Source organism: Aquabacter sp. DMC10 (assembly GCF_056314145.1).
On record NZ_JBQUYX010000002.1, the window covers coordinates 631,913 to 656,309 of the forward strand.

Below are 24,397 nucleotides of genomic sequence, written 5' to 3' on the forward strand. Positions count from 1 at the left end.
GCGCGCGGCCGGTGCCGGCCGCGCGCGGGTGATCCTGCTTTAGTCCGGGGCCCCCGGCCCTTTCGGTTCCTCCCGAGGACGCCGCCATGCTCGCTTTCACCCTCCGCCGCCTGGTGGTGGCCCTCTCGGTGGCTTTTACCGTGTCGGTCGTCGCCTTCGCGCTGTTGCATCTGTCGGGCGATCTTGCCATCACCATTGCCGGGCCAGAGGCATCCGCCGAGCAAGTGGCGCAGATCCGCCATCAGTTCGGTCTCGACCGTCCCTTGTCGACGCAATATTTCGACTGGCTGTGGGGTGCCCTGCACCTGGACTTCGGCACCTCGTTCTACTTCCGCAACTCCGTCGCCAGCCTGCTGGCGGAGCGTATGCCGGTGACGCTGACACTGGGCGCCATCTCCCTCCTCATCTCGTTGGCCATCGCGGTGCCGCTCGGGGTGCTCGCCGCCGTGTATCGCGGCACGCTGATCGACCGGCTGGCCCTGACCTTCTGCGTGCTCGGCCAGGCCCTGCCCACCTTCTGCCTCGGCCTCGGGCTCATCATCGTTTTCGCGGTGAACCTGCGCTGGCTGCCGGTCTCGGGCAACGCCTCCTGGCAGAATTACGTGCTGCCCTCCATCGCGCTCGGCTGGTACGCCGTGCCGGCGGTGATGCGCCTGTCGCGCAACGGCATGCTGGAGGTCCTCTCGCAGGACTATATCCGCACCGCCTATGCCAAGGGCCTTTCCCCCACCAAGGTCATCCTGAAGCATGCGCTGCGCAATGCCATCATTCCGGTGGTGGCCCTGGCGGCGGTGCAGTTCGGCTTCATGCTGGGCGGCTCCATCGTGGTGGAGGCGGTGTTCTCCATGCACGGCATCGGCCATCTGGCCTGGGAGGCCATCGCACGCAACGACTTCCCTGTGGTGCAGGCGGTCGTGCTGGTGCTGGCCGCCATCTACATCACGCTGACCTTCCTCGCTGACGTCCTCAACGCTTTGCTCGATCCCCGGATGCGCGTCGCATGACCATGACCCTCACATCCGCCACCTCCGAGCCCGGCCCGCTGGACCAGCCTCCGGTTCGCCGCGCGCCCCTCCACACCTTCCTGCTCAAAAGCCTCGGCCATGGCGGCTTTCTCATGGGCGCAGGGCTGCTCGCTCTCATCGTGCTCCTGGCACTGGCCGCGCCCCTCATCGCCCCGCACGATCCCTATGCCCAGAACCTCGCCCAGCGCCTCGTGCCGCCGGTCTGGGACGCCAAGGGCAATTGGAACCATATTCTCGGCACCGACAAACTGGGCCGCGATTATCTCAGCCGTCTCCTTTACGGCGGGCAGATCTCGCTGCTCATCGGCACCGTCACGGTGGTCATTTCCGGCATCATCGGCACGGTGCTGGGCGTGTGCGCCGGCTATTTCGGCGGCCGGGTGGATGCGGTTCTGAGCTACATCGTCACCACCCGCCTTGCCCTTCCGGTGGTGCTGGTGGCCTTGGCCTCGGCGGCCCTGGTGGGCAGCTCGCTGGAAGGCGTCATCATCGTGCTCGGCCTCCTGCTGTGGGATCGCTTTGCGGTGGTCACCCGCTCGGCCACCCAGCAAGTGGTGGGCTCGGACTACATCGCCGCCGCCAGCGCCATCGGCTGCTCGACGCCGCGCATCATCCTCTCCGAGGTGCTGCCCAACATCCTCAATCCGCTCATCGTGGTGGCGACGCTGGAGATGGCCCACGCCATCCTGCTGGAAGCGGCGCTGTCCTTCCTGGGTCTTGGCGTCCAGCCGCCCTCGCCCTCGTGGGGCCTGATGATCGCCGAGGGCAAGCAATACATGTTCTTCAGCCCCTGGGTGATCGCCATTCCCGCGACCGCTCTCGTGGTGCTGGTGCTGGCCATCAATCTCATGGGCGACGGGCTGCGCGACATCACCGCGCCCGAGAACAGGAACTGAGCCATGGCCCTCCTGGAGGTGAAAGACCTCGTCATCGACATCCCCACGGGCGCCGGCGTGCTGCATGCGGTCAGCGGCGTCTCCTTCTCCCTGGAGCGGGGCGAGACGCTGGCCATCGTGGGCGAAAGCGGCTCGGGCAAGTCCCTGACCTCGCTGGCCCTCATGGACCTGCTGCCCAAGCGTGTTCAGCGCAAGGCCGCACGGCTCTCCTTCGACGGCACCGACCTGACGACACTCTCCGCCGCTGGCATGCGCCGGCTGCGGGGCAACCGGATGGCGATGATCTTCCAGGAGCCCATGACCTCGCTGAACCCGGCCTATACGATCGGGAACCAGCTGACCGAGGCGCTCACCTGCCACCGCAAGGTCTCGGCGCGCGAGGCCACCGACCGGGCGGTGCATCTCCTGGAAAAAGTGGGCATCACCGCCGCCGCCCGCCGCCTGTCGCAATATCCCCACCAGCTGTCCGGGGGCCTGCGCCAGCGGGTGATGATCGCCATGGCCCTCATGTGCGGCCCCGAGCTCATCATCGCCGATGAGCCCACCACTGCCCTCGACGTGACCATCCAGGCGCAGATCCTTCACCTCATCGCCGACCTGCAGAAGGAGTTCGGCATGGCGGTGATCCTCATCACCCACGATCTCGGCGTGGTGGCGCGGGTCGCCGACAAGGTGGGGGTGATGTATGCCGGCCGCCTGGTGGAGACGGGCGCCGCCCGCACCCTCTTCCGCCATCCCGCCCATCCCTATACGCGCGGCCTGCTGGACTGCATCCCGGTGCCCGGCCGCACGGTGCCGGGCGCGCCTTTGGGCGCCATACGCGGCCAGGTGCCGAACCTGATCGGCCGGCTGGAGGGCTGCGCCTTCCGCAACCGGTGCGATCTGGCCGGCCCGGAATGCGCCGGCGCCATCCCCCTTCTCCATCCCGAGCCCGCCCACGACGTGCGCTGCCTGCACGCCAGGATCCCGGAGGCCGCGGCATGAGCGACATCGTCCTCGAACTGAAAGACGTCACGCGCACCTTCCAGGTGTCGCAGGGCCTGTTCCGCCCCAAGGCGACGCTCACCGCCGTGGCGGGTGTCTCGCTCCAGGTGCGGCGGGGCGAAGTCTATGCCCTGGTGGGGGAAAGCGGCTCGGGCAAGTCGACGCTCGCCAAGATGCTGCTGGGCCTCCTGCCCCCCTCCTCCGGCGAGATCCGCATCGACGGCACGCCCATCGCCGACACGGATCGCATCGCGGTGGCGCGGCGGATCCAGCCCATTTTCCAGGACCCCTATTCCTCGCTCAACCCGCGCAAGTCCATCGCCGATCTCATCGCCTTGCCGCTGGTGGTGCATGGCATCGGTAGCGCGGCCGAGCGGCGCAAGAAGGTGCTGGAGATGCTGGACGTGGTGGGCCTGCCCCGCCGCCTCCTCGATGCCGGTCCGAGCCAATTGTCCGGCGGCCAGCGCCAGCGCGTCGCCATCGCCCGCGCCCTCATCATGCGGCCGGAAGTGGTGATCTGCGACGAGCCGACCTCCGCGCTCGACGTGTCCGTCCAGGCGCAGATTCTCAATCTGCTGCTGGAGCTGAAGCGGGAATTGGGGCTCACCTATTTCTTCATCAGCCACAATCTGGCGGTGGTGGAGCATCTGGCCGACCGGGTGGCGGTGATGTATCTCGGCCGCTTCGTGGAGGAGCGCACCCGCGCCGGCCTGTTTGCCGGGCCGCAGCATCCCTATAGCCGGGCGCTGCTGGAGTCGGTGCTCACCCCCGACCCCGATCTTGGCGTGCCCGACACCCATCTCGGCGCCGTCTTCCCCAATCCGCTGACGCCAACGCCGGGCTGCGCCTTCCAGCCCCGCTGCCCCGCCGCGCGCGATCTGTGCCAGCGCATTTCGCCCGAGGCCCACTCGCTGCCGGACGGCTATGCCGCCTGCCATTTCGCCACGCCGACCACCCTGCCGAGCGCCGCCTGATCCCTTCCCAGTAAGGTCCCGTTGACATGAGCCGACAAGAAGCCGTCGCCCGCGCGGCGAATTATTTCGACCGTGGAGACTTCCGCACCGATCTTGCCCGGCGGGTCGCCATGCCCACCGAGAGCCAGACCGGCCAGAGCCTGGATGCCCTGCGCGCCTATCTCACCGACGAGATCATCCCGACCGTGGGCAAGCTCGGGTTTTCGTCCCGCATCGTCGACAATCCCGCCCCCGGCCACGGCCCCTTCCTTATCGCCGAGCGCCACGAGGCCGACGGCCTGCCCACCGTGCTGCTCTATGGCCATGGCGATGTGGTGTTCGGCCAGGATGCGGGCTGGCGCGAGGGCCTGAAGCCCTGGGCGCTGGTGGAGGAAGGCGACCGCTGGTACGGCCGCGGCACCGCCGACAATAAGGGCCAGCACTCCATCAATCTCGCCGCCCTCGCGCAGGTGCTGGCGGTGCGGGGCGGGCGGCTCGGCTTCAATTGCAAGCTGCTCATCGAGATGGGCGAGGAAGCCGGTTCGCCGGGCCTGCGCGAGCTGGCCCGCCGGGAGAGCGAGGCACTCAAGGCCGATGTGCTGATCGGCTCGGACGGGCCACGCCTGTCCGCCGTGCGCCCCACCGTGTTCCTGGGCTCGCGGGGCGCCTTCAATTTCGAACTGGAGGTCAATCTGCGGGCCGGCGGCCATCACTCCGGCAATTGGGGCGGAGCGCTCTCCAATGCCGGCACGCTGCTCGCCCATGCCATTGCGAGTCTTGTGGATTCCAAGGGCCGCATCCTGCTGGATGGCCTGAAGCCGAAGGAGATCCCCGCCTCCGTGCGCGCGGCCTTGGATGGCATCTCGCTGGAACAGGGCATGGGCGATCCCGACATCGATCCCGAATGGGGGGAGCCGGGCCTCACCCCCGCGGAGAAGGTCTATGCCTGGAACACGCTGGAAGTGCTCGCCTTCGTCACCGGCGCGCCCGACAAGCCGGCCAATGCGGTGCCTCCCTCCGCCAAGGCCACCATGCAGTTGCGCTTCGTGGTGGGAACGGACCCGGAGACGGTGATCCCGCTGGTGGAAGCGCATCTGGCGGCGCGCGGCCTTGGCATGGTCAAAGTGCGCCCCGCCCGCTCGGCCACTTTCGAGGCCACCCGGCTTGACCCTTCCGACCCCTGGGTGGACTGGGCGCTCGCCTCCATCACCCGCACCACCGGCAAGACGCCCGCCCTTTTGCCAAACCTGGGCGGCTCGCTGCCCAATGACGTGTTCGCGCTGATCCTGGGCATGCCCACCGTGTGGGTGCCCCACTCCTATCCGGCCTGCTCCCAGCACGCGCCCAACGAGCATCTGCTGGCCTCGGTGGCGCGGGAAGCGCTCCAGCTCATGGCCGGGCTGTTCTATGACTTGGGCGAGGAAGGCGGCGCGGTGCTGGAGGCGCGGGCGGCCTGATCCGCGCGGGCCCGCTGCTTGGAAAAGGCCGTCCCTCGGGGCGGCCTTTTTGTTTGAGGACGGCGGTCAGAAATCCAGCGGCCGATTGTCTACCACTTCCTTGATGACAAAGAAGGTGCGGGTCTGCCGTACGCCCGGCAAGGCGATCAGGCAATTGGCATGGATGCGGTTGAAGTCCGCCATGTCGGAGACCCGGATCTTGAGGAAATAGTCGAAATCCCCCGCCACCAGATGGCAATCGAGCACGAAGCTCAAGGCTGCTGCCGCCGCCTCGAAAGCGGCGAAACTCTCCGGCGTCGAGCGGTCCAGGACCACGCCCACCATCACCAGCGCGCCCCGATCCACCTTCTGCGGCGCCACCATGCCCCGGAAGCCGGAAATATAGCCCGCGCGCACCAGCGCCTGGGTGCGCCGGTGGCACGTGGCCGGGCTCAGCGCCACCTTTTCCGCCAGTTCCGCATTGGTGAGCCGCCCGTCCTGCTGCAGCAGGCGCAGGATTTTCATGTCCGTACGGTGGAGGGCGTCGGGCGTGGAAGACTCTTTCATACTATGCGCCAAAAATGAGATCAAATCGCCTGAAATTCTAACATCATCACGCAATGGAGAAAATATGAGGCCGCAGAAAGAAAGGACATTTCACATCGGCTGTGACTAGCATCCGGCCCATCAGAACACCTTCCACGGGATCGGCCATGCTCTCCAAATTTGAACGTTATCCCCTCACCTTCGGCGTCACCCCCATCGAGAAGCTCTCGCGCCTCACCGAGCACCTGGGCGGCAAGGTGGAGCTCTATGCCAAGCGCGAGGACTGCAATTCGGGCCTCGCCTATGGCGGCAACAAGCTGCGCAAGCTCGAATACATCATCCCCGATGCCATCGCCTCCAATGCCGATACGCTGGTCTCCATCGGCGGCGTGCAGTCCAACCACACCCGCATGATCGCGGCGGTGGCGGCCAAGATCGGCTTCAAGTGCCGCCTGGTGCAGGAAGCCTGGGTGCCGCACGAGGATGCGGTCTATGACCGGGTGGGCAACATCATGCTCTCGCGCATCATGGGCGCGGACGTGCGCCTGGTGGATGACGGCTTCGACATTGGCATCCGCAAGAGCTGGGAAGACGCCATCGCCGAGGTGAAGGCCGCCGGCGGCAAGCCCTATCCCATCCCGGCGGGCGCCTCCGTGCATCCCAAGGGCGGGCTTGGCTATGTGGGCTTTGCCGAGGAAGTGCGGGCGCAGGAAGAGGCGCTGGGCTTCAAGTTCGACTATATCATCGTGTGCACCGTGACCGGCTCCACCCATGCGGGCATGACGGTGGGCTTTGCCAAGGACGGCCGCTCGCAGCGTGTCATCGGCATCGACGCCTCCTGCACCCCCGCCCAGACCAAGGCGCAGGTGCTGGAGATCGCCAAGCGCACGGCGGACCTGGTGGAGCTCGGCCGCGAGATCACCGAGGACGACGTGGTGCTGGTGGAGGACTATGCCTATCCGGTCTATGGCGTGCCGTCCGAAGAGACCAAGGATGCCATCCGCCTCGTCGCCCGCCTGGAAGCCATGATTACGGACCCCGTCTATGAGGGCAAGTCCATGCAGGGCATGATCGACCTGGTGAAGAAGGGCTACTTCCCGGAAGGCTCCAAGGTGCTCTATGCGCATCTCGGCGGCGCGCCCGCCCTCAATGGCTATGGCTACGCCTTCCGCAACGGCTGATCAGACACAGCCGGCCTGATCGGAAGGGGAGGCGTCCGCGGGGGTGGCGCCTCCCCTTTTCATTTGGCATCGGCCCTCAGGCCCGCCGCGTTCCGATGAGCCGCCGCAGGAACAAGGTGAGCAGACCCGCCGCGCATACCACCAGGGCCAGCACCTCGAAGCCGGCGGTGAAGCGGCCGGTGTGCTCCTTGATGAAGCCCACCAGATAGGGCCCGAAGAAGCCGCCGAGATTGCCGATGGAATTGATGAGCGCGATGCCGGCCGCCGCCGCCGTGCCGCGCAGGAAGAGCGGCGGCACGGACCAGAAGGGGCCGAGCGCGCCGTAAAGGCCCACGGACGCCGCCGTCACCGCCAGGATGGCCAGCAGGTGGGAGGAGGTGTGGACGCTCGCCACTAGGCCGATGGCCCCGAGAAAAGCCGCCGCCGCCACATGGAGGATGCGCTCGCGGGAATGGTCGGAATGCCGTCCCCAGGCCAGCATGCCCACCGCGCTCAAGGCATAGGGCACGATCAGGATGAGCCCCACCTCGCGGGTGGAATAGCCAAGCGCGTGGATGATCTGCGGCAGCCACAGGCCGATGCCATAGATGCCCACGACGATGCCGAGATAGATAACCCCCAGCAGCAGCACCCGGTGGTCCCGCAGCGCCGGCCACAGGGCGTGATGGGTGGCGGTGTCCTCGCCCGCATGGTCCGCCGCCAGGCGCGCCGCGATGGCGGCCTTTTCCTGCGGGTCCAGCCAGCGGGCATCCTGCGGCCCGTCCGGCAGGAAGAACAGCACCATGATGCCCAGGATGCAGGCCGGCACCCCCTCGATGATGAAGAGCCACTGCCAGCCGGCCAGGCCGAGCAGGCCATGGGTCTCCAGGATCGCCGCCGAAAGCGGCGCGCCGACCGCGCTGGCGATGGGCACCGCCGCCATGAAAAGCGCGATGTAGCGGGCGCGCACGGCGAGCGGAAACCAATAGCCGAGGTAAAGGATCATGCCCGGCAGGAAGCCCGCCTCCGCCGCCCCCAGCAGGAAGCGTAAGATGAAGAAGGAGGTGGTGCCCGAGACCCAGGCGGTGGCCGCCGAGATCAGCCCCCAGGTGACCATGATGCGGCAGATCCACAGCCGCGCCCCCACCCGCTCCAGCATGAGATTGCTTGGCACCTCGAACAGGAAATAGCCGATGAAGAGGATGCCCGCGCCCCAGCCATAGATCTCCGGCGAAAAGCCGAGATCCGCATTCATGGTGAGGGCGGCAAATCCCACATTCACCCGGTCGAGGAAACTGACCAGATAGAGCAGCATCATGAAGGGAATGAGCCGGCGCACCGCCTTGGCGAATGCCCGGGTTTCCACCTCGCCTGCACCGGAGGTTGCCTGTTGCAAGATCATCCCCACCCTTGAAGTCCCCGCGCGCTTGTGAAGCGGCGGGGCGGCGGCGTCAACGGCCGCGCCGCGTCAGGTCGGGCGGTGCGCCGACGACGCGCGCGATCCAACCCTGGGTGTCTGGTGCAACGCACAAAGAGAGTTGATGAATCAAGCAAGACGCGCCCTTATGGCGTTCCTGCCTTTTTGCCGCCTTCAGAGCTGTGCCCATGCCCACCCCTCCGGCCGCCGCCCCGCTTCCCAACGCGCAGCAGGCGCTTGATGCCCTTGTGGCGACCGCCACCCGGGATGTGGCCTATCTGGGCGACGATGCCCCAGGCTGGGTGCCGGTTCGGACGGGCTTCGACCATGACGTGCTGATCGTGGGCGGCGGGCAGAGCGGGTGCGCGGTGGCCTTTGCCCTGCGCCGGGCGGGCATCACGCGCACCAGCGTTATCGATTCGGCGCCCGCCGGGCGGGAAGGGGTGTGGCGCAACACGGCCCGCATGCGCACCTTGCGCTCTGCCAAGACGCTGCCGGGCCCGGAGGGCGGCATCGCCGCCTTGAGCTTCCGCGCCTGGTACGAAGCCAAGTTCGGCGCCTCCGCCTATGAGGCGCTGGTGCGCTGCGGGCGGGAAGACTGGGCAGATTATGTGGAATGGTTTCGCCACGCGGTGAAGGTTCCGGTGCGCAACGGCGTGCGCCTGCTTCGGATCGAACCGCTGGCGGAGGGCTTCCGCGTGCACCTGTCCGAGCAGGGCATGCACAGGAGCGAGACCACGCGCAAGATCGTGCTGGCCACCGGGATGGCGGGCGGGGGGCGCCCTCACATGCCTGCCCTTCTTGCCGCCTTGCCGGAGCATCTTCGGCTGCATTCCGAACAGGACATTGATTTCGAGGCCCTGCGCGGCAAGCGCATCGGCATCCTCGGCGCGGCATCCGCCGCCTTCGACGCAGCAGCGACCGCGCTTGAGCGGGGCGCGCAGAGTGCCGATCTCTTCTGCCGCAGCCCGGACCTGAACCGCGTCAACACGCTGAAAGCCATGTCCTATGCGGGCGTGCTCGACAATTTCCACGATTTGCCGGACGCAACCCGCTGGGCGTTGATGTCCTTCTATCGCAGCCGGGCGGTGGGGCCCATCGCGGACACCGTGCGCCGGGCCACCGATCTCCCCGCCTTCCGCCTGCATCTGGCCGAGGGTTGGACGGCCGCCCGTCCCCTCGCCAACGGCGTGGAGATCGAGACCCCGCGCGGCAGCTACCACTTCGACGTGGTCATCGCCGGGACGGGCTATGACGTGAACCTTGCCGCCCGCCCCGAGCTCGCGGGCATTGCCGCTCATATCGCCCTGTGGCGGGACCGCTACAGCCCCCCGGCGGACCTTCAAAGCACTGCTCTTGGCCTCGGCCCCTATCTGGATGGCGGCTTTGCCTTCCAGGAGAAGGTGCCCGGCACCGCGCCTTATCTGAAAGACCTCCACCTCTACAATATGGCGGCCACCACGAGCTTCGCGCGCGGCGCCGGCGATATCGGCAGCCTGAAGCACGGCGTCCCGCGCCTCGTCCGCACCATCAGCCGCGACCTGTTCCTGGCCGACGAGGCCCATCACGTGGCGCGGCTCACCTCCTTCGACGAACCCGACCTCACGGGCGAAGAATATGACAGTCCGCCCGCGTCCCCGTCCGGTGGGGCGTGAGGGGTGCGCCGCACGGCAGTGGGGAAGGGCTCATTTTTTGTTGGCTGACACGCCGCGACCCTATATTTAAGGCTTCCATGCGATGGAAGTTCGGGACGCGTCAGCCCGCTGCAAGAGCGGCGATCGCCCCTCGCAACCGTCGCAGATCGCTGAAAGGCGATGAAGGTCATAGGGTTATAGAGGCTCGATAAGAGCGGTCGAAGACGCCTCGCCAGGCGCTTGGTGCACGAGATGCGCCATGCACCGAGGGTCGAATCGGCCGCCATGTGCGGGCGTGGCGGAACTGGTAGACGCAGCGGACTCAAAATCCGCCGTCCTCACGGATATGTCGGTTCGAGTCCGACCGCCCGCACCATCCCTCTCCCCCCAGGTGCTTTCCAGTCTCCCGTGTTGACCACCTTACGTTCAGGACCTCCTCGGGATCGCCGGCGCTCGCTGGCGACACACCGATCGACCGTGCGCGCCTGTCGCTCAGCGCCCCCTTGCCGGTGGCCCCGGGTGCGGCGCGGACACGTCTCCAGGGACGGCGTGGAACGACGGGCGGCCGTCCGGGCTTCTCTCTTCGGGGCGAGGACTCCCAGCGGCAAGAACGGGCGCGGCAACACAATGTCCGGATGTCGGCGCACAAAACCATACATATAGACCATACATTCCACACATTGAGGGAGAGTCTCCGTCTCCCAATCAGCATTTGGCGCCCAGGGATGCACCGGCTCACCTGCGGCGCTTCGCGGATGGCACGCAGGGGCACCTTCCCTTCAGGCGCGGATGCAGGGGATCAGAGCCCCTGCGTGGGGCGACAATTTCAGCGCGCCGCCCTGCGCGGCGGACGGACCGGGCCTTGCAATTTAATCCATACATTGCTACTCACAATGTATGTTTATAATCCATACACATGGAAGACCCCCATGCCCAGGCGGAGGCGCACTGACATGGCCCCGATGACAGACCTCGGGCGCGGCGCGGCCGCCCCGGCGACATGCGGACGGATGGCGACCGCTGACGCGACATACCTGCGGCGCGCAAGCGGAGCCCGGCCCGAGGCGCAGGAGGCACCGGCATGTTTGGATTGACTGCCTTGGAACTGGCGCGGATCCAGTTCGGCTTTACCGTCTCGTTCCACATCATCTTCCCCGCCATCACCATCGGGCTTGCCAGTTACCTGGCCGTGCTGGAAGGTCTGTGGCTGTGGAGGAAGGATGCGGTCTATCGCGACCTCTATCAGTTCTGGTCCAAGATCTTCGCCGTCAACTTCGCCATGGGCGTGGTGTCCGGCCTTGTCATGGCCTACCAGTTCGGCACCAACTGGAGTTACTTCTCCGCCTTCGCCGGCTCCATTACGGGACCGCTGCTTGCCTATGAGGTGCTCACCGCCTTCTTCCTGGAGGCGGGGTTTCTCGGCGTCATGCTGTTCGGCTGGAACAAGGTGGGGCCGGGCCTGCACTTCTTCTCCACCATCATGGTGGCCATCGGCACCCTGATCTCGGCCACCTGGATCCTGGCCTCCAACAGCTGGATGCAGACCCCGCAGGGCTACGAGATCCTCAATGGGGTGGTGGTGCCGGTGGACTGGTTCAAGGTCATCTTCAACCCGTCCTTCCCCTATCGCCTCGCCCATATGACGTTGGCCGCCTTCCTGGCCACCGCTTTGTTCGTGGGGGCCTCCGGCGCCTGGCACCTGCTGCGCGGCAACGACACGCCCCACGTCAGGACCATGTTTTCCATGGCCATGTGGATGGTGCTCCTCACGGCACCGCTGCAGATCGCCATCGGCGACCAGCATGGCCTCAACACGCTGAAGCACCAGCCGGCCAAGATCGCCGCCATGGAAGGCCACTGGCGCAACACGCCGGGCGCCGGCGTGCCGCTCATCCTGTTCGGCCTGCCGGACATGGCGGCCGAGGAGACGCGCTACGCCATCGAGATCCCCCGGCTGGGCAGCCTCATCCTCACCCACAGCCTGGACGGGCAAGTCCCGGGCCTGAGCGACTTCCCGCCCGAGGACCGGCCGAATGCCGCGGTGGTCTTCTGGTCCTTCCACGTCATGGTGGGGCTCGGCGTCCTCATGCTGGCGCTGGGGGCGGGAAGCCTCTGGCTCAGATGGCGCGGGCGCCTCTTCCAGGCCCCATGGTTCCTGCGGTTCGCCACCGTCATGGGACCCTCCGGCCTCATCGCCATTCTCGCCGGCTGGTTCACGACGGAGATCGGACGCCAGCCCTGGGTGGTCTATGGCGTCATGCGCACCGAGCACGCCGTGTCGAACCATTCGGCGCTGGTGCTCTCCACGACGCTCATCGTTTTCATCGTCATGTATTTCGCGGTCTTCGGCACCGGCGTCGGCTACATGCTCAAGCTGGTGGCGAAGGGCCCGCACCCGGGCCATGACGACGCCCCGCCGCAGGACGAAAGCCAGTCCCGCCGGCCGGCGCGCCCCCTGTCGGCCGCCCCCGACCGCATCGCCCCCGGCCCGCACTGAGGAGGAACATCCATGGGCATCGATCTTCCCCTCCTGTGGGCACTCATCATCGGTTTCGGCCTGATGATGTATGTCATCATGGATGGCTTCGACCTGGGCATCGGCCTTCTCTTCCCCTTCGTGCGGGACCGGGAGGATCGCGACGTCATGGTCAACAGTGTCGCCCCGGTGTGGGATGGCAACGAGACCTGGCTCGTTCTTGGTGGAGCGGCACTGCTCGCGGCGTTTCCGCTCGCCTATGCGGTCATTCTGAGTGCGCTCTACTTGCCCTTGATGGCCATGCTGGCGGGCCTGATCTGGCGCGGGGTGGCCTTCGAGTTCCGCTTCAAGGCGGATGAGGGGCATAAGCCGTTCTGGGACAAGGCCTTCATGTGGGGCTCCTACATCGCCACCTTCTCGCAGGGGGTGGCGCTGGGCGCCTTCATCAATGGCTTCAAGGTGGAGGACGGCGCCTATGGCGGCGGCGTCCTGGACGTCCTGACGCCCTTCAGCCTGTTCACCGGCCTCGGGCTGCTGGTGGCCTATGCGCTGCTGGGCTCCACCTGGCTGGTGATGAAGACGGAGGGCCCGCTGCAACGGCGAATGCGGGACCTTGCCCGCCCGGTAACGCTGGTGCTGCTGGGCAGCATCGCCCTGGTGAGCCTGTGGACCCCGCTTGCCCATCCCGCGGTGGCCGAGCGCTGGTTCGCGCTGCCCAACCTGCTGTTTTTCGCCCCGGTCCCACTGCTGGTGGGGCTCGCGACCGTCGCGCTGCTGAAGGCCCTCGCGCGCGAGAGCGCCCATGCGGCGCCCTTCGTGCTGGCGCTGGCGCTGCTGTTTCTGGGCTATAGCGGCCTTGCCATCAGCCTGTGGCCCCACATCATCCCGCCGGACACCTCCATCTGGAGCGCCGCCGCGCCGCCGCAGAGCCTGGGGTTTGCACTGGTGGGGGCGCTGTTAATCATCCCCTTCATCCTGGCCTATACGGCGTGGTCCTACTACGTCTTCCGCGGCAAGGTGAAGGCTGGCGAGGGCTATCACTGATGCCGACCACACCGGACCGCACGCTCTGGCTGCGCCGCACCGGCTGGCTGGTGCTCATCTGGGCAGGCAGCATCGCGGCGCTTGCCGTAGTCGCCCTGCTGTTCCGGCTGCTGATGAAGCTCGCCGGCATGACGGCCTGAGGCAACAACCTCGCGGGCCGTCAGGACGCCTCCCTGGCACGCCGGGTCCCCAGCGCCAGCCGGCCCGCCAAATCGTCAGCCGCAGCGGTGAGCATGGCGAGGCGTGCAGGCAGATCGTCATTCATGATGCGCGGCAGGGGCCCGGTGAGGCCCACCGCGTACAGCACCTGCCCATCCGCCTGGCGCACGGGCGCGCCGAGAGCGGCAAGGCCCTCGTCCACCTCGCCGATGCAGGTGGCATAGCCCTGGGCGCGCACGCGCGCGAACTCCTCCCGGATCCAGGCCTCGTCCGTGTGGGTGTTCACCGTCAGCTTGGGCAAGTCGGCGGCCAGCGCCTGGCGGATCACCGCCTCATCCTGGAAGGCGATGATGGCCTTGCTGGTGGCGGCGGCATTGGGGGGCATCTCGATGCCCGGCTGGACATAGCTGCGCCAGCGGACCTCGGGCGCCTGGGAGGCCACCACGAACACGCGGCTGCCGACGAGCCGGGTCACATAGCAGGCCTCCCCGGACTGCTGCGCCAGCGCCACCAAAGACGGGCGCACCAGAACCTCCAGCCAACCGTCATCGGCGGTGGAATGGAGCATGCGCGAAAGCCGCGGGCCGATCACATAGGCCTTCCCCCCCTGCCCGCCCGCCGCCAGCCCCGCTTTGACGAGGCCTTTCAACAGGCGATGGGCGGTGGTCTTCGGCAGGTCGGAGAGTTCGGCCACGTCGGCCAGCGCCAAGCCGGCGGGAAAACCAGCAATAAGCTCCAAGAGGCGCATGTAGCGCTCCAGCGGGCTTTCCGCGCCTGCCTCATCCACCATGACAACTCCCTCCCGTCCGGTTGTTGACAGCACCCGGACAGGCTTCTAAGGTTTACTCGATAAACAGAACGATATTCCGATTATCGGAATATGTCAAGAGAGCAGCGCAAGCCGGCGACGTGCAGGCGTCACCGCTCAGCGCGGCCCCGAGGCCTTTCAACAGAGGGTTCCAAGATGGATTTCACGAGACAGCAGTTTCTGAAGCTGGCGCTGGCCGCCGGCCTTGCGTCCATCGGTGCGGGCGCGGCACTGGCCCAGCAGACTGACATCCTGGTGGGCGCGACCGTGCCCATGACGGGCCCGCTCTCCCTGACCGGCAAGCAGTATCACAACTCCCTTCGCATGGCCGAGCAGGACATCAACGCCGCCGGCGGCATCAATGGCCGCAAGGTCAAGTTCGTGTTCGAGGATACGCAGGCCTCCAACGGCACCGCCGTGAACGCCTTCATGAAGCTGGCGCAGGAGGTGAAGCCCGCCTTCTACTTCCTGTCGAGCTATTCCACCCAGAACCTGGCCGTCTCGCCCGAGCTGAAGAAGGTGGCCGTGCCCGCCATGTATGCGGGCGGCGCCGACGTGGTGGCGGAGGGTGGCAATGAATGGCTGTTCCGCGTGCGCCCGGCCGACAGCGTCTCCGCCGCCGGCATGGTGGAGGCGGCCAAGCTCATCGGCGCGAAGAAGCCGGGCATCCTCTTCATCCAGAACGATTTCGGCCAGGGCGGCGCGCAGATCGCGGCCAAGCTCTTCGAGGCCGCCGGCACGCCGGCCGTGGGCATGGAGGCCTATGGCCAGAACGACAAGGATTTCTCCGCCCAGATGCTGGCCCTGCGCAGCAAGGGCGCAGATGCGATCTTGATGTTCGTCTATCCCCAGGATGGCGCGTTGCTGCTGCGGCAGGCCAAGATGCTCGGCCTGAAGATGCCGATCATCACCTCATCGGCCGCCCTGGTGCCTGCCGCCCTGCAACTCATCTCGCCTGGCGACCTTGAAAACGTCTCCGGCGTGGTGGACGCCTATATGGACCCGGCCGCCGGCGGGCGGATGAAGGAGTTCATCGAGCGCTACCGGGCCGAATACGGCATCGATCCCGATCCCTATGGCCTGGCCTATTATGACGGCGCGCTCATCATGGCCGAGGGCATGCGCAAGGTGGGCACCGACCCGAAGGCGCTGCGGGACTGGCTCGCCCAGGTGCGCGACTGGAAGGGCATCGGCCATGTCTATTCCTTCGATGCCAAGGGCAATGGCGTGCATGACCTCGCCGTCGTGAAGGCCAAGCCCGGCACCAAGACCTTCGAGCTGGTCAAGACCGTCACGGTCAACTGACCGCTCGCGGCGCGGCCGGCCCGCCCCTCGCCGGCCGCGCCTTTCAACACCTTCGCCAGTGACGCCCCGCCCGGAGCCCAGCTCCGGCGCGAATGACCCATCGCGAGCGCAGCATGGCAGATTTTATCCAATTGTTCGTCAACGGGCTCGCCCTCGGCAGCGTCTATGCGCTGGCCGCGCTGGGGTTCGTGATTGTCTATTCCGCCACCGGCGTGGTGAATTTCGCCGCCGGGCAATTCGTGATGCTGGGCACCTTCTCGGGCGTCGCCATGATGACCAACCTGGGCCTGCCCTGGCCCGTTGGCTATGGCGCCGCCTTGCTGGCCATGGTGGCCTTCGGCGTGCTGTTCTTCATCCTGGTCTATCTGCCGCTGCGGGCGAGCCCGGTGGTGACCGTCATCATCGGAACGGTGGCGGTGGGCATCATCCTGCAGAATGCGGCGCTGCTGGGATTCGGTTCCTGGCCGTTCCGCCTGACCTCACCATTGGAGGGCGTCACCCTCGACATTGGCGGCGCGGTCATCACGGCCCATGCGGCGCTCACCGTGGTGGTGACGGCGCTGCTGGTGGGGCTCATCTGGCTGCTGTTCTATCGGACGGCGCTGGGCATCGGCATGCGGGCGGTGGCGCAGGACATGGAGGCGGCCCGCCTCATGGGTCTGAACGTGAACCTGCTGCTGGCGCTCACCTGGATACTGGCCGCTGTGCTGGCCGGCATTGCCGGCCTCCTGCTCGGCCCCATGTGGTTCGCCGACGTGAACATGGGCGACCCCATCGCGCTGAAAGCCTTCGCGGCCACCATCATCGGCGGCTTCGGCAGCCTGCCTGGCGCCATAGCGGGGGGCCTCATCGTCGGCCTCACCGAACTTCTGGGCGCCTCCTACATCTCGTCCGCCTACAAGGACCTCATCGCCTTCGTGGTCATGATCCTCTTCCTGCTCGTGCGCCCGCAGGGCGTGTTCGGCGAGCGCATCCAGGACAGGGGCTGAGCCATGCGCCTGCGCCATCCCCTCCTCGCGGCACTCGCCATTCTCATTTTGGGCGGGCTGCTCTCCCTGGTGCTCGCCGACTACCGGCTGCGGCTCCTGAATGTCTCTGTCATCTCCGCCATCGCCGTTATCGGCTTCAACTTTGCCTTCGGCCTTGCGGGCCTGATCTCGCTGGGCAGCGCCGCCTTCGTGGGGTTCGGCGCCTATACGCTGGCCATCCTGACCACGTCCGGCGGCTGGTCGCCCTGGCTGGCCATGCTCGCCGCCATCCTGGTGACGACGCTCTTTGCGGCGCTCATCGGCACGCCTCTGCTGCGGCTGAAGGGTCATTATCTGGCACTGGCCACCTTGGGCCTGAATGTCAGCTTCACCATCGTCGCCACCAATTGGATCGGCCTGACTGGCGGCACCAACGGCATTTCCAGCATACCGGGGCTGAGCCTCGCGGGCTTCGCCTTCGATGACGAGCGGCGCTTCCTGTGGCTTGCCCTTTTCTTCCTGGCGCTCTGCGCGGCCATCGCCATCGCCCTCCAGCATTCGCGCCACGGCCGCGCCATGATGGCCGTGCGCGACGACGAGACCGCCGCGCGCATGATCGGCATCGACGTAACGCGGGTGAAGATCGCGGCGCTGTGCCTTTCGGCGGCGTTCGCGGGCCTCGCCGGCGTGCTGTTCGCCACCCACATGCGGTTCGTGGCGCCGGAGGATTTCAACTACGCCCACTCCATCGTCTATCTGGCCATGCTGATCGTGGGTGGTGAGGGGTCCGTGGCGGGGGCCATCATCGGCGCGGTGCTGCTGACCTTCCTGCCGGAATGGCTGCGCTTCCTGGGCGATGCCTATCTCGCCTTCTTCGGCCTGATGCTGCTCCTGATCCTCATCTTCCTTCCCACCGGTCTGGTCGGTCTGGTCGGCCGTGTGCGGAACCTCGCGAAGAAGACCGCGAAGAGGTCGACGCCATGACACTGCTGCAGGCCTCTGCCATCTCGAAACGCTATGGCGGGCTCATGGCCCTGTCCGATGTGGACTTCGCTGTGGCGGCGGGGGAATTCGTCGCCGTCATCGGCCCCAATGGGGCGGGCAAGTCCACCTTCCTCAATGTGCTGACGGGGCTGGATTTCCCCACCACCGGCACGGTCCGCTTCGACGGCCGCGACATCACCCGGACGCCCACCCACGGCCGCATCCGGGCGGGCCTCGGGCGCACCTTCCAGCACGGTCGGCTGTTCCCGCGCCTCACGGTGCTGGAAAACGTGATGACCGGCGCGGCCATCCAGCCCCGCCGCAGCGAGCGCCAATTGCGGGAGGCCTCGCTCGCCATTCTCGCCCGCATGGGCCTCGCCGATGAGGCGGACCGGATGGTGAGCGCCCTCTCCTACGGCCAACGGCGCATGGTGGAATTGTGCCGGGCGCTGGCCTGCGGGCCGCGCCTCCTCCTCCTCGACGAGCCGGCCGCCGGCCTCAATCTGGGCGAGGTGGAACTGCTGATGGAGCGCCTCACGGCGCTCAGGGCGGAGCACAGCCTCGCCGTGGTCCTCATCGAGCACAATATGGGCATGGTCATGCGGCTGGCCGAACGCATCCTGGTGCTGAATTTCGGCTGCCGCATCGCCGAGGGCACCCCGGCGCAGGTGCAGCGCGATCCGGCCGTCCTGTCCGCCTATCTCGGGGAGGGCTACAGCCATGCTGGCGACTGAAAATCTGGTGGTCGCCTATGGCGGCAATGTCGCCCTGCACGGCCTCTCTCTCCATGTGGGCGCGGGCGAGACGGTGGCGCTGATCGGCGCCAATGGCGCGGGCAAGACCACCTTGCTGCGGGCCATATCAGGCCTCAACGCCGTGCAGTCCGGCGCCATCCTGTTCGAGGGCCGGGCCATCACGGGCATCGCCAGCGAAAAGCGCGTGAAGCTCGGCATCGCCCAGGCTCCCGAGGGGCGGCGCATCTTTCCCGGCCTCACCGTGGAAGAAAACCTCATCCTCGGCGCCACCCCCTGGCGGCGGATGGGCCAGCCGGTGGCCGATGATCTCGCACAGGTGTTCGATCTCTTCCCGCGCCTGAAGGAGCGACGGGTCCAGCTCGGCTGGTCGCTGTCGGGCGGCGAGCAGCAGATGCTGGCCATCGGCCGGGCCATCATGGCGCGCCCCCGCCTTTTGCTCCTCGACGAACCGTCCCTCGGTCTCGCCCCGCGCCTCGCGGAAGAGGTCTATGAGCGCATCCGCCAGATCGCCGCCGCCGGCCTCACCATCCTGGTGGTGGAGCAGAACACGGTCCTGGCGCTCGCCGTGGCCGACCGCGGCTATGTGCTGGAAAACGGCCGCATCGCCGCCGAAGGCAGCGCCTCTTCCCTGAAGCAGGACGACCGCGTCCGCCAAGCCTATCTCGGCCGCTGAACCGGCGCCGATGGAGTGTCCCCCCATGACCTATCCCGACCCCTCCTCCCGCTCCCAGGCCCTCTATAGCCGCGCCCTCAAGAGCCTGCCCGGCGGCAATACCCGCACCACCGTCTTCATGAAGCCCTATCCGGTCTATGCGGCACGGGGCGAAGGCTGCCGGGTGATCGATGTGGACGGCGTGTCGCGCATCGACTGCATCAACAATTTCACCGCCGGCATCCATGGCCATGCCCATCCCCGCCTGGTGGAGGCCGCCACCCGCCAGATCGCCCTTGGCAGCGCCTTCGGCATGCCCACAGAGGCGGAGATCGATCTTGCGGAGCTGCTCGCCGAGCGCCTCGACAGCGTCGACCATGTGCGCTTCTGCAATTCCGGCACCGAGGCGGTGATGATGGCGCTCAAAGCCGCCCGCGCCTATACGGGCCGCGCCCGCATCGCCAAGTGCGAAGGGGCCTATCACGGCTCCTATGACTATGCCGAGGTGAGCCTGGACCCGGGCCCGGAAACCTGGGGCGCCAATGCGCCGGTCTCGGTGGCCTATGCCAAGGGCACGCCCCCCAACGTGCTCGCGGACACCCTCACCTTGCCCTTCAACGACGTGGACGCGGCGGTCAGCCTCATCCGCGAACATGGGCGGGATCTGGCCTGCATCCTGGTGGACCCCATGCCCAACCGGGCGGGCCTGGTGCCGGCGGACCGGGCCTATCTTGAGGCCCTGCGGCAGGTCTCGCGGGAGGTGGGCGCGCTCCTCATCTTCGACGAGGTCATCACCTTCCGCCTCGGCTACAAGGGTGCGCAGGGGCTGTGGGGCATCCAGCCGGACCTGACCACGCTCGGCAAGATCATCGGCGGCGGCTTCCCGGTGGGCGCGGTGTCCGGCGGGGCTGAGTTCATGGCCGTGTTCGATCCCACCTCCGGTAAGCCCGCCTTGCCCCATGGCGGCACCTTCTCGGCCAATCCGGTCACCATGCGCGCCGGCCATGCGGCCATGGAAATGCTGGACGAGACCGCCTTCGCCCGGCTCGATGCCATCGGCGAACGCCTGCGCGCCGGCACCAACGAGGCCTTCGCCCGCCATGGCGTGCCCGGCCGCGCGGTCGGCCTCGGCTCGCTGGCCAAGATCCATTTCACCGACCGGCCGGTGCGCGATTATCGCAGCGCCTACCAGACCCCGCAGGAGGCGGCGCGCCTTGCCCGCTTCAATCTGGGCCTGCTGAACCGGGGGGTGCTTGCGGCCGGCTATGGCCTCTTTGCCCTCTCAACCCCCATGAGCGACGCCGATCTCGACCACATCGTCGACGCGATCTCGGCCTCCATCGCCGACGTGGCGGCCATGTAGTCTCAACTCCCTTCAGTTCCGCTTCCAACCCATGCGCGAGGCTCGCGGCGCCCCTGAGGGACGCCGGATGCCCCCGCACGCGACGAAAAGGCATGCCCATGTCGACCGCGGTCGATCCCATCACGCGCTCCGTCGTCCAGCACCGCCTCTCCTCCATCGTGGCGGAGATGGGGGAGGCGATGCTGCGCACCTCCTACTCCCAGATCCTCAATTCCAGCCGCGACTTCTCCATCGGCATCTGCGACACCCGCTCGCGTCTGATCGCGCAGGCGGACCATATTCCCGTGCATGTGGGCGCCCTGCCCTGGGCGACGCGGGCGGTGGAGGCGCGCTTCGACGACATCGCCCCCGGCGACGTGTTCCTGCTCAACGATCCCTACCATGGCGGCAGCCACCTGCCGGACCTCACCGCCTTCGTGCCCGTGTTCGCGCAGGGGCGCCGCATGCTCTGGACGATCGTACGCGCCCATCAGAGCGACATCGGCGGCGCCACCCATGGCGGCTATAATCCGCAGGCCAGCGAAATCTGGCAGGAAGGCCTGCGCGTGCCCCCCGTCCGGCTCTATGACGCCGGTACCCTGCGGGCGGACTTTCTCGACCTCTTGGCCCTCAATGTGCGCAACCCCCGCGACTTCCGGGGTGACCTTGCCGCCATGGTGGGCGCGGCGCATCTCGGCCAGCGCCAACTGGAGAAGCTGTTCGCCGAGTTCGGGCTGGACATGGTGGAGCGCGCCGTGGAGGCGATCCTCGACGCCGCCGAGCAGCAGACCCGCGCGGTGGTGGCCGGCTGGCGGGATGGCGTCTTCGAGGGCGAGGCCTTCCTCGACGATGACGGCCATACCCGCACGGACCTGCGCATCGCCGCCCGCGTCACCAAGACCGGCAGCGACATCGAGGTGGACCTCACCCAATCTGACCCGCAGACCGACCGCTTCGTGAACTCCTCCCACGCCAACACCCAGGCCGCCGTGGCCATGGCCTTCGCCTATCTCATCGACCCGCAGACGCCCAAGAATGACGGCGCGCTCCGCCCGCTGAAGGTGGTGCTGAAGCAGGGCACCATCGTGTGGGCCGATCCCGGCCGGCCGGTGACCATGTGCACCAGCCATCCCTCCAATGAAATCGTGGAAGCGGTCATCAAGGCCATGGCCCAATGCTGCCCGGATCGGGCCATGGCCGGCTGGAGCCGGCGCTTCCGCGTAGCCATCCAGGGCGAGGACCCGCGCAATGGCCGCCCCTTCATCTGGCACATGTTCCAGGCCCGGCCCGGCGGGGGCGCGTCGCCGGGGGGAGACGGATGGTCGTCCATCGGCGAATGGCACACGGTGGGCGGCATCAAGTTCGGCCCCATCGAAGTGGCGGAGGCCCGCTTTCCCCTGCATTTCCGGCACCACGAATTCCGTCCCGATTCCGGCGGGCGCGGCCAGCATCGCGGCGGCCTCGGCGTGGCGCTCGATTTGGTGCTGGAGACGGAGAAGCCGGCCCTCGCCAATACGGCGGGCGACGGCACCCGCCATGGCGCCTGTGGCCTCCAGGGCGGCGAGGACGGCGTGCCTCACGCCTATCGCCTCATCTCCGAGGGTCGCCCCCCGCGCCCACTGAAGACCAAGGAAGTGGGCATCGAGCTGCGCCCCGGCGACACACTGGAAATCCGCTCGGCCGGCGGCGGCGGCTGGGGGCCACCCGAGAAGCGCGCGGCGGCGGCCCATGCCCGCGACCTCGCCCAAGGCCTCGTCACCACCAGCGAGAGGGAGCAGTGACCATGTACGCCATCGGCATTGATGTGGGCGGCACCTTCACGGACCTGGTGGTGATCGGCCCCGACGGCAAGGCGGTCTTTGCCAAGGCGCCTTCCACCCCCGCCGACCAGTCGGTCGGCGTCATGGCCGGCCTCGAGGACCTGGCAGCGCGGGTCGGCCTGACCCGCGCCCAGTTGCTGGCGCGCACCACCCGCCTTGTCCACGGCACAACGGTGGCCACCAACGCGCTCCTCGAACGCAAGGGGGCGAAGGTGGCGTTGCTGACCACTGAGGGCCATCGCGATGTTCTGGAAATGCGGGAGGGCCTGAAAGGCGACCGCTACGACCTGCGCACGCCGCCGCCCGAGCCGCTGGTGCCGCGCGAGTTGCGCTTCGGGGTGCGGGAGCGGATCGGGCCGGACGGTGCCGTCCGCATTCCCCTCGACGCCACCTCCCTTGGGGAAGCGATCGAGGCCGTGAAGCGGTCCGGTGCCACATCGGTGGCGGTCTGCTATCTCCATTCCTACCGCAACCCTGCCCATGAGATCGCGACGGTGGAGCGCCTGACGCGCGAACTGCCTGGCCTCTATGTGTCCCGCTCCAGCGATGTGTGGCCGCAGATCAAGGAATATGAGCGGGTCTCCACCACCGTGGTGAATTCCTATGTGGGCCCGGCGGTGCAGCTTTACTTGCGCAATCTGGAACGCAGCCTCGCCGAGGCGGGATTTTCCGGGTCACTCTTCATCATTCTCTCCCATGGCGGCATGGCGCCGGTGGAAGAGGCGGCGCGGCTGGCGGCCGGAACGGCCCTGTCCGGCCCTGCGGGCGGCATTTCGGGGTGCCGGCGCTGCGCCGAGCTGCTCGGCATTGCCGACCTCATCCCGTTCGACATGGGCGGCACCAGCACGGACATTTCGCTCATCGCCGATGGCCGGGCCATGCTGACCGCCGACGCGGGATTGGCGGGCCAGCGCATCGCCCTGCGCAGTCTCGACATCGCCAGCATCGCGGCGGGAGGCGGCTCCATCGCCGGCGTGGATGCGGGCGGCACGCTGCATGTGGGCCCGGCCAGTGCGGGCTCGCAGCCCGGCCCCGCCGCTTATGGCCAGGGCGGCACGGCCCTCACTGTGACCGACGCCAATGTGGTGCTGGGAACGCTCGATCCCGACGCCTTCATGGGCGGCCGGCGGCGGCTCGATACGGATGCGGCGGCGGCCGCCGTCGACACCATCGGCGCAGCCCTCGGCATCCCGCGGGAGGCGGCGGCGGCCGGCATCTTCCGGCTGGTCAATCTCTCCATGGCCGATGGCATTCGGCTGATGACCCTGCGCCGGGGCGTGGACCCGCGCCGGTTTGCCATGGTGAGCTTCGGCGGCGCTGCCGGCCTGCATGCGGTGGAGGTGGCGCGGGAACTGGAGATCCCGCGCGTGATCGTGCCGGTGGCGGCTTCCGTGCTGTCCGCCTGGGGCATGCTGGCCAGCGACCTGCGCTATGAGGTCAGCCGCACCAGCCTCGACACAGGCGAGGCGGATCGCACGGCGACCATTCGCCGCGTGTTCCAGGAGCTGGAGGACACCGCACGAGCCCGCATGCAGGCCTGGTTCGACGGGCCTATCCGGCTCGAGCGTTCGGCCGAGATGCGCTATGGCGAGCAGGTGTTCGAGATCGACGTGGACCTGGACGGCCTCGACCTTGCCGCTCCCGACATCCTCGCGCAGATCGACGCCCGCTTTCATCGCCGGCACGAAGAACTCTACACCTACGCCTCCCCGGACCAGGAAGTGGTGTTCGTGAATGCCCGTGTCTCGGCGGTGGGGACAGTGCCCAAGGTGAGCGAGGCCCACCACGTGGCGTCGGCCGTAGGGGCGCCTCCGGTGCGCGGCACCCGCCAGATCCACTGGCCGGCGCGGATGCACGTCCCCGTCTACCGGTTCGAGGATCTGCGGCCTGGCCATGAGCTGGAAGGACCTGCCCTGGTGGAATCCGACACCACAACGGTGCGCGTTGGCGAAGCCGACCGGCTGCGGGTGAATGGGCTTGGGTGGCTCGACATTGAGGTGGGTCCGGTCACCTGACTGGCGAACCGGCATTTT

21 protein-coding genes and 1 tRNA gene are annotated in these 24,397 nt (G+C 67.6%); 19 read left to right on the plus strand and 3 right to left on the minus strand.

Annotation, left to right across the window (positions count from 1 at the left end; translation table 11 throughout):
- Positions 1-86 precede the first annotated feature (86 nt).
- From ACT54L_RS07635 to ACT54L_RS07655, 5 genes are read left to right on the plus strand one after another with little or no spacing between them, the layout of a single operon-like run.
- Positions 87-1,004 (plus strand): ABC transporter permease, encoded by a 918-nt coding sequence (locus ACT54L_RS07635; RefSeq protein ID WP_476084942.1) that lies wholly within the window; start codon positions 87-89, stop codon positions 1,002-1,004.
- A gap of 2 nt (positions 1,005-1,006) precedes the next feature.
- A complete protein-coding gene (locus tag ACT54L_RS07640) occupies positions 1,007-1,921 on the plus strand; it encodes an ABC transporter permease (RefSeq protein WP_476085183.1) in 915 nt (304 codons plus the stop codon).
- Between the two features lie 3 nt (positions 1,922-1,924).
- A complete protein-coding gene (locus ACT54L_RS07645; protein WP_476084943.1) occupies positions 1,925-2,905 on the plus strand; it encodes an ABC transporter ATP-binding protein in 981 nt (326 codons plus the stop codon).
- Positions 2,902-3,879: an ABC transporter ATP-binding protein gene (locus ACT54L_RS07650; protein WP_476084944.1), complete on the plus strand. Its 978-nt coding sequence runs from the start codon at positions 2,902-2,904 to the stop codon at positions 3,877-3,879. The genes ACT54L_RS07645 and ACT54L_RS07650 overlap by 4 nt, the downstream gene beginning before the upstream one ends.
- 26 nt (positions 3,880-3,905) lie before the next feature.
- Entirely contained in the window at positions 3,906-5,315 is a 1,410-nt protein-coding gene (locus ACT54L_RS07655; protein ID WP_476084945.1) for a M20 family metallopeptidase, read from the plus strand.
- Positions 5,316-5,381: 66 nt separating this feature from the next.
- Here ACT54L_RS07655 and ACT54L_RS07660 read toward each other — a convergent pair whose 3' ends face one another.
- Complete coding sequence (locus ACT54L_RS07660) at positions 5,382-5,861, minus strand: Lrp/AsnC family transcriptional regulator (protein ID WP_476084946.1); 480 nt, start codon at positions 5,859-5,861, stop codon at positions 5,382-5,384.
- Positions 5,862-6,007: 146 nt separating this feature from the next.
- Between ACT54L_RS07660 and ACT54L_RS07665 the strand changes: the two genes are divergently transcribed.
- On the plus strand, positions 6,008-7,021 hold the full coding sequence (locus tag ACT54L_RS07665; RefSeq protein WP_476084947.1) for a 1-aminocyclopropane-1-carboxylate deaminase: 1,014 nt from the start codon (positions 6,008-6,010) through the stop codon (positions 7,019-7,021).
- A 76-nt stretch (positions 7,022-7,097) separates the two neighbouring features.
- On the opposite strand, the gene ACT54L_RS07670 is transcribed toward ACT54L_RS07665, so the two are convergent.
- Positions 7,098-8,402, minus strand: coding sequence for an MFS transporter (locus ACT54L_RS07670; protein ID WP_476084948.1), 1,305 nt, complete (start codon positions 8,400-8,402; stop codon positions 7,098-7,100).
- Between the two features lie 203 nt (positions 8,403-8,605).
- Between ACT54L_RS07670 and ACT54L_RS07675 the strand changes: the two genes are divergently transcribed.
- The 5 genes from ACT54L_RS07675 to ACT54L_RS07695 all read left to right on the plus strand — a co-directional run bounded on the left by ACT54L_RS07675 (position 8,606) and on the right by ACT54L_RS07695 (position 13,711).
- The gene (locus tag ACT54L_RS07675; protein ID WP_476084949.1) at positions 8,606-10,072 is read left to right on the plus strand and encodes an NAD(P)-binding domain-containing protein; all 1,467 of its coding nucleotides are present in this window, start codon (positions 8,606-8,608) and stop codon (positions 10,070-10,072) included.
- A gap of 268 nt (positions 10,073-10,340) precedes the next feature.
- Positions 10,341-10,427, plus strand: a tRNA-Leu gene (locus ACT54L_RS07680).
- Positions 10,428-11,132: 705 nt separating this feature from the next.
- Positions 11,133-12,548 carry a cytochrome ubiquinol oxidase subunit I gene (locus ACT54L_RS07685; RefSeq protein ID WP_476084950.1) on the plus strand — a complete coding sequence of 472 codons (1,416 nt, stop codon included), beginning with the start codon at positions 11,133-11,135 and terminating at the stop codon, positions 12,546-12,548.
- Positions 12,549-12,560: 12 nt separating this feature from the next.
- Complete coding sequence (gene cydB, locus ACT54L_RS07690; protein WP_476084951.1) at positions 12,561-13,571, plus strand: cytochrome d ubiquinol oxidase subunit II; 1,011 nt, start codon at positions 12,561-12,563, stop codon at positions 13,569-13,571.
- Positions 13,571-13,711, plus strand: a complete 141-nt coding sequence (locus ACT54L_RS07695; RefSeq protein ID WP_476084952.1) for a DUF2474 domain-containing protein — start codon at positions 13,571-13,573, stop codon at positions 13,709-13,711. Before cydB ends, ACT54L_RS07695 begins: the two co-directional genes overlap by 1 nt.
- A gap of 20 nt (positions 13,712-13,731) precedes the next feature.
- Here the strand turns inward: ACT54L_RS07695 and ACT54L_RS07700 are convergent, their stop codons facing one another.
- On the minus strand, positions 13,732-14,520 hold the full coding sequence (locus ACT54L_RS07700) for an IclR family transcriptional regulator (protein WP_476084953.1): 789 nt from the start codon (positions 14,518-14,520) through the stop codon (positions 13,732-13,734).
- A gap of 174 nt (positions 14,521-14,694) precedes the next feature.
- On the opposite strand from ACT54L_RS07700, the gene ACT54L_RS07705 reads away from it, so the two are divergent.
- The 8 genes from ACT54L_RS07705 to ACT54L_RS07740 all read left to right on the plus strand — a co-directional run bounded on the left by ACT54L_RS07705 (position 14,695) and on the right by ACT54L_RS07740 (position 24,379).
- Positions 14,695-15,843, plus strand: coding sequence for an ABC transporter substrate-binding protein (locus tag ACT54L_RS07705; protein WP_476084954.1), 1,149 nt, complete (start codon positions 14,695-14,697; stop codon positions 15,841-15,843).
- 113 nt (positions 15,844-15,956) lie between these two features.
- The gene (locus ACT54L_RS07710; RefSeq protein ID WP_476084955.1) at positions 15,957-16,832 is read left to right on the plus strand and encodes a branched-chain amino acid ABC transporter permease; all 876 of its coding nucleotides are present in this window, start codon (positions 15,957-15,959) and stop codon (positions 16,830-16,832) included.
- A 3-nt stretch (positions 16,833-16,835) separates the two neighbouring features.
- Positions 16,836-17,795 (plus strand): branched-chain amino acid ABC transporter permease, encoded by a 960-nt coding sequence (locus tag ACT54L_RS07715; protein WP_476084956.1) that lies wholly within the window; start codon positions 16,836-16,838, stop codon positions 17,793-17,795.
- Positions 17,792-18,529: an ABC transporter ATP-binding protein gene (locus ACT54L_RS07720; protein ID WP_476084957.1), complete on the plus strand. Its 738-nt coding sequence runs from the start codon at positions 17,792-17,794 to the stop codon at positions 18,527-18,529. The genes ACT54L_RS07715 and ACT54L_RS07720 overlap by 4 nt, the downstream gene beginning before the upstream one ends.
- Positions 18,516-19,223 (plus strand): ABC transporter ATP-binding protein, encoded by a 708-nt coding sequence (locus ACT54L_RS07725; RefSeq protein ID WP_476084958.1) that lies wholly within the window; start codon positions 18,516-18,518, stop codon positions 19,221-19,223. Before ACT54L_RS07720 ends, ACT54L_RS07725 begins: the two co-directional genes overlap by 14 nt.
- Before the next feature lie 25 nt (positions 19,224-19,248).
- Complete coding sequence (locus ACT54L_RS07730) at positions 19,249-20,565, plus strand: aspartate aminotransferase family protein (protein WP_476084959.1); 1,317 nt, start codon at positions 19,249-19,251, stop codon at positions 20,563-20,565.
- A 98-nt stretch (positions 20,566-20,663) separates the two neighbouring features.
- Positions 20,664-22,325, plus strand: a complete 1,662-nt coding sequence (locus ACT54L_RS07735; RefSeq protein ID WP_476084960.1) for a hydantoinase B/oxoprolinase family protein — start codon at positions 20,664-20,666, stop codon at positions 22,323-22,325.
- Positions 22,326-22,327: 2 nt separating this feature from the next.
- Positions 22,328-24,379 carry a hydantoinase/oxoprolinase family protein gene (locus ACT54L_RS07740; RefSeq protein WP_476085185.1) on the plus strand — a complete coding sequence of 684 codons (2,052 nt, stop codon included), beginning with the start codon at positions 22,328-22,330 and terminating at the stop codon, positions 24,377-24,379.
- Positions 24,380-24,397: the final 18 nt, after the last annotated feature.

Excerpts from the sequence above, each read along its gene's own strand:
- ACT54L_RS07720 (WP_476084957.1), top strand. The coding sequence starts at position 17,792 with ATGACACTGCTGCAGGCCTCTGCCATCTCGAAACGCTATGGCGGGCTC.
- ACT54L_RS07665 (WP_476084947.1), top strand. The coding sequence starts at position 6,008 with ATGCTCTCCAAATTTGAACGTTATCCCCTCACCTTCGGCGTCACCCCC.
- ACT54L_RS07655 (WP_476084945.1), top strand. The coding sequence starts at position 3,906 with ATGAGCCGACAAGAAGCCGTCGCCCGCGCGGCGAATTATTTCGACCGT.
- cydB (WP_476084951.1), top strand. The coding sequence starts at position 12,561 with ATGGGCATCGATCTTCCCCTCCTGTGGGCACTCATCATCGGTTTCGGC.
- ACT54L_RS07740 (WP_476085185.1), top strand. The coding sequence starts at position 22,328 with ATGTACGCCATCGGCATTGATGTGGGCGGCACCTTCACGGACCTGGTG.
- ACT54L_RS07640 (WP_476085183.1), top strand. The coding sequence starts at position 1,007 with ATGACCCTCACATCCGCCACCTCCGAGCCCGGCCCGCTGGACCAGCCT.
- ACT54L_RS07695 (WP_476084952.1), top strand. The coding sequence starts at position 13,571 with ATGCCGACCACACCGGACCGCACGCTCTGGCTGCGCCGCACCGGCTGG.
- ACT54L_RS07645 (WP_476084943.1), top strand. The coding sequence starts at position 1,925 with ATGGCCCTCCTGGAGGTGAAAGACCTCGTCATCGACATCCCCACGGGC.
- ACT54L_RS07685 (WP_476084950.1), top strand. The coding sequence starts at position 11,133 with ATGTTTGGATTGACTGCCTTGGAACTGGCGCGGATCCAGTTCGGCTTT.
- ACT54L_RS07730 (WP_476084959.1), top strand. The coding sequence starts at position 19,249 with ATGACCTATCCCGACCCCTCCTCCCGCTCCCAGGCCCTCTATAGCCGC.
- ACT54L_RS07660 (WP_476084946.1), bottom strand. The coding sequence starts at position 5,861 with ATGAAAGAGTCTTCCACGCCCGACGCCCTCCACCGTACGGACATGAAA.
- ACT54L_RS07710 (WP_476084955.1), top strand. The coding sequence starts at position 15,957 with ATGGCAGATTTTATCCAATTGTTCGTCAACGGGCTCGCCCTCGGCAGC.
- ACT54L_RS07705 (WP_476084954.1), top strand. The coding sequence starts at position 14,695 with ATGGATTTCACGAGACAGCAGTTTCTGAAGCTGGCGCTGGCCGCCGGC.
- ACT54L_RS07670 (WP_476084948.1), bottom strand. The coding sequence starts at position 8,402 with ATGATCTTGCAACAGGCAACCTCCGGTGCAGGCGAGGTGGAAACCCGG.
- ACT54L_RS07735 (WP_476084960.1), top strand. The coding sequence starts at position 20,664 with ATGTCGACCGCGGTCGATCCCATCACGCGCTCCGTCGTCCAGCACCGC.
- ACT54L_RS07700 (WP_476084953.1), bottom strand. The coding sequence starts at position 14,520 with ATGGTGGATGAGGCAGGCGCGGAAAGCCCGCTGGAGCGCTACATGCGC.
- ACT54L_RS07675 (WP_476084949.1), top strand. The coding sequence starts at position 8,606 with ATGCCCACCCCTCCGGCCGCCGCCCCGCTTCCCAACGCGCAGCAGGCG.
- ACT54L_RS07715 (WP_476084956.1), top strand. The coding sequence starts at position 16,836 with ATGCGCCTGCGCCATCCCCTCCTCGCGGCACTCGCCATTCTCATTTTG.
- ACT54L_RS07635 (WP_476084942.1), top strand. The coding sequence starts at position 87 with ATGCTCGCTTTCACCCTCCGCCGCCTGGTGGTGGCCCTCTCGGTGGCT.
- ACT54L_RS07650 (WP_476084944.1), top strand. The coding sequence starts at position 2,902 with ATGAGCGACATCGTCCTCGAACTGAAAGACGTCACGCGCACCTTCCAG.
- ACT54L_RS07725 (WP_476084958.1), top strand. The coding sequence starts at position 18,516 with ATGCTGGCGACTGAAAATCTGGTGGTCGCCTATGGCGGCAATGTCGCC.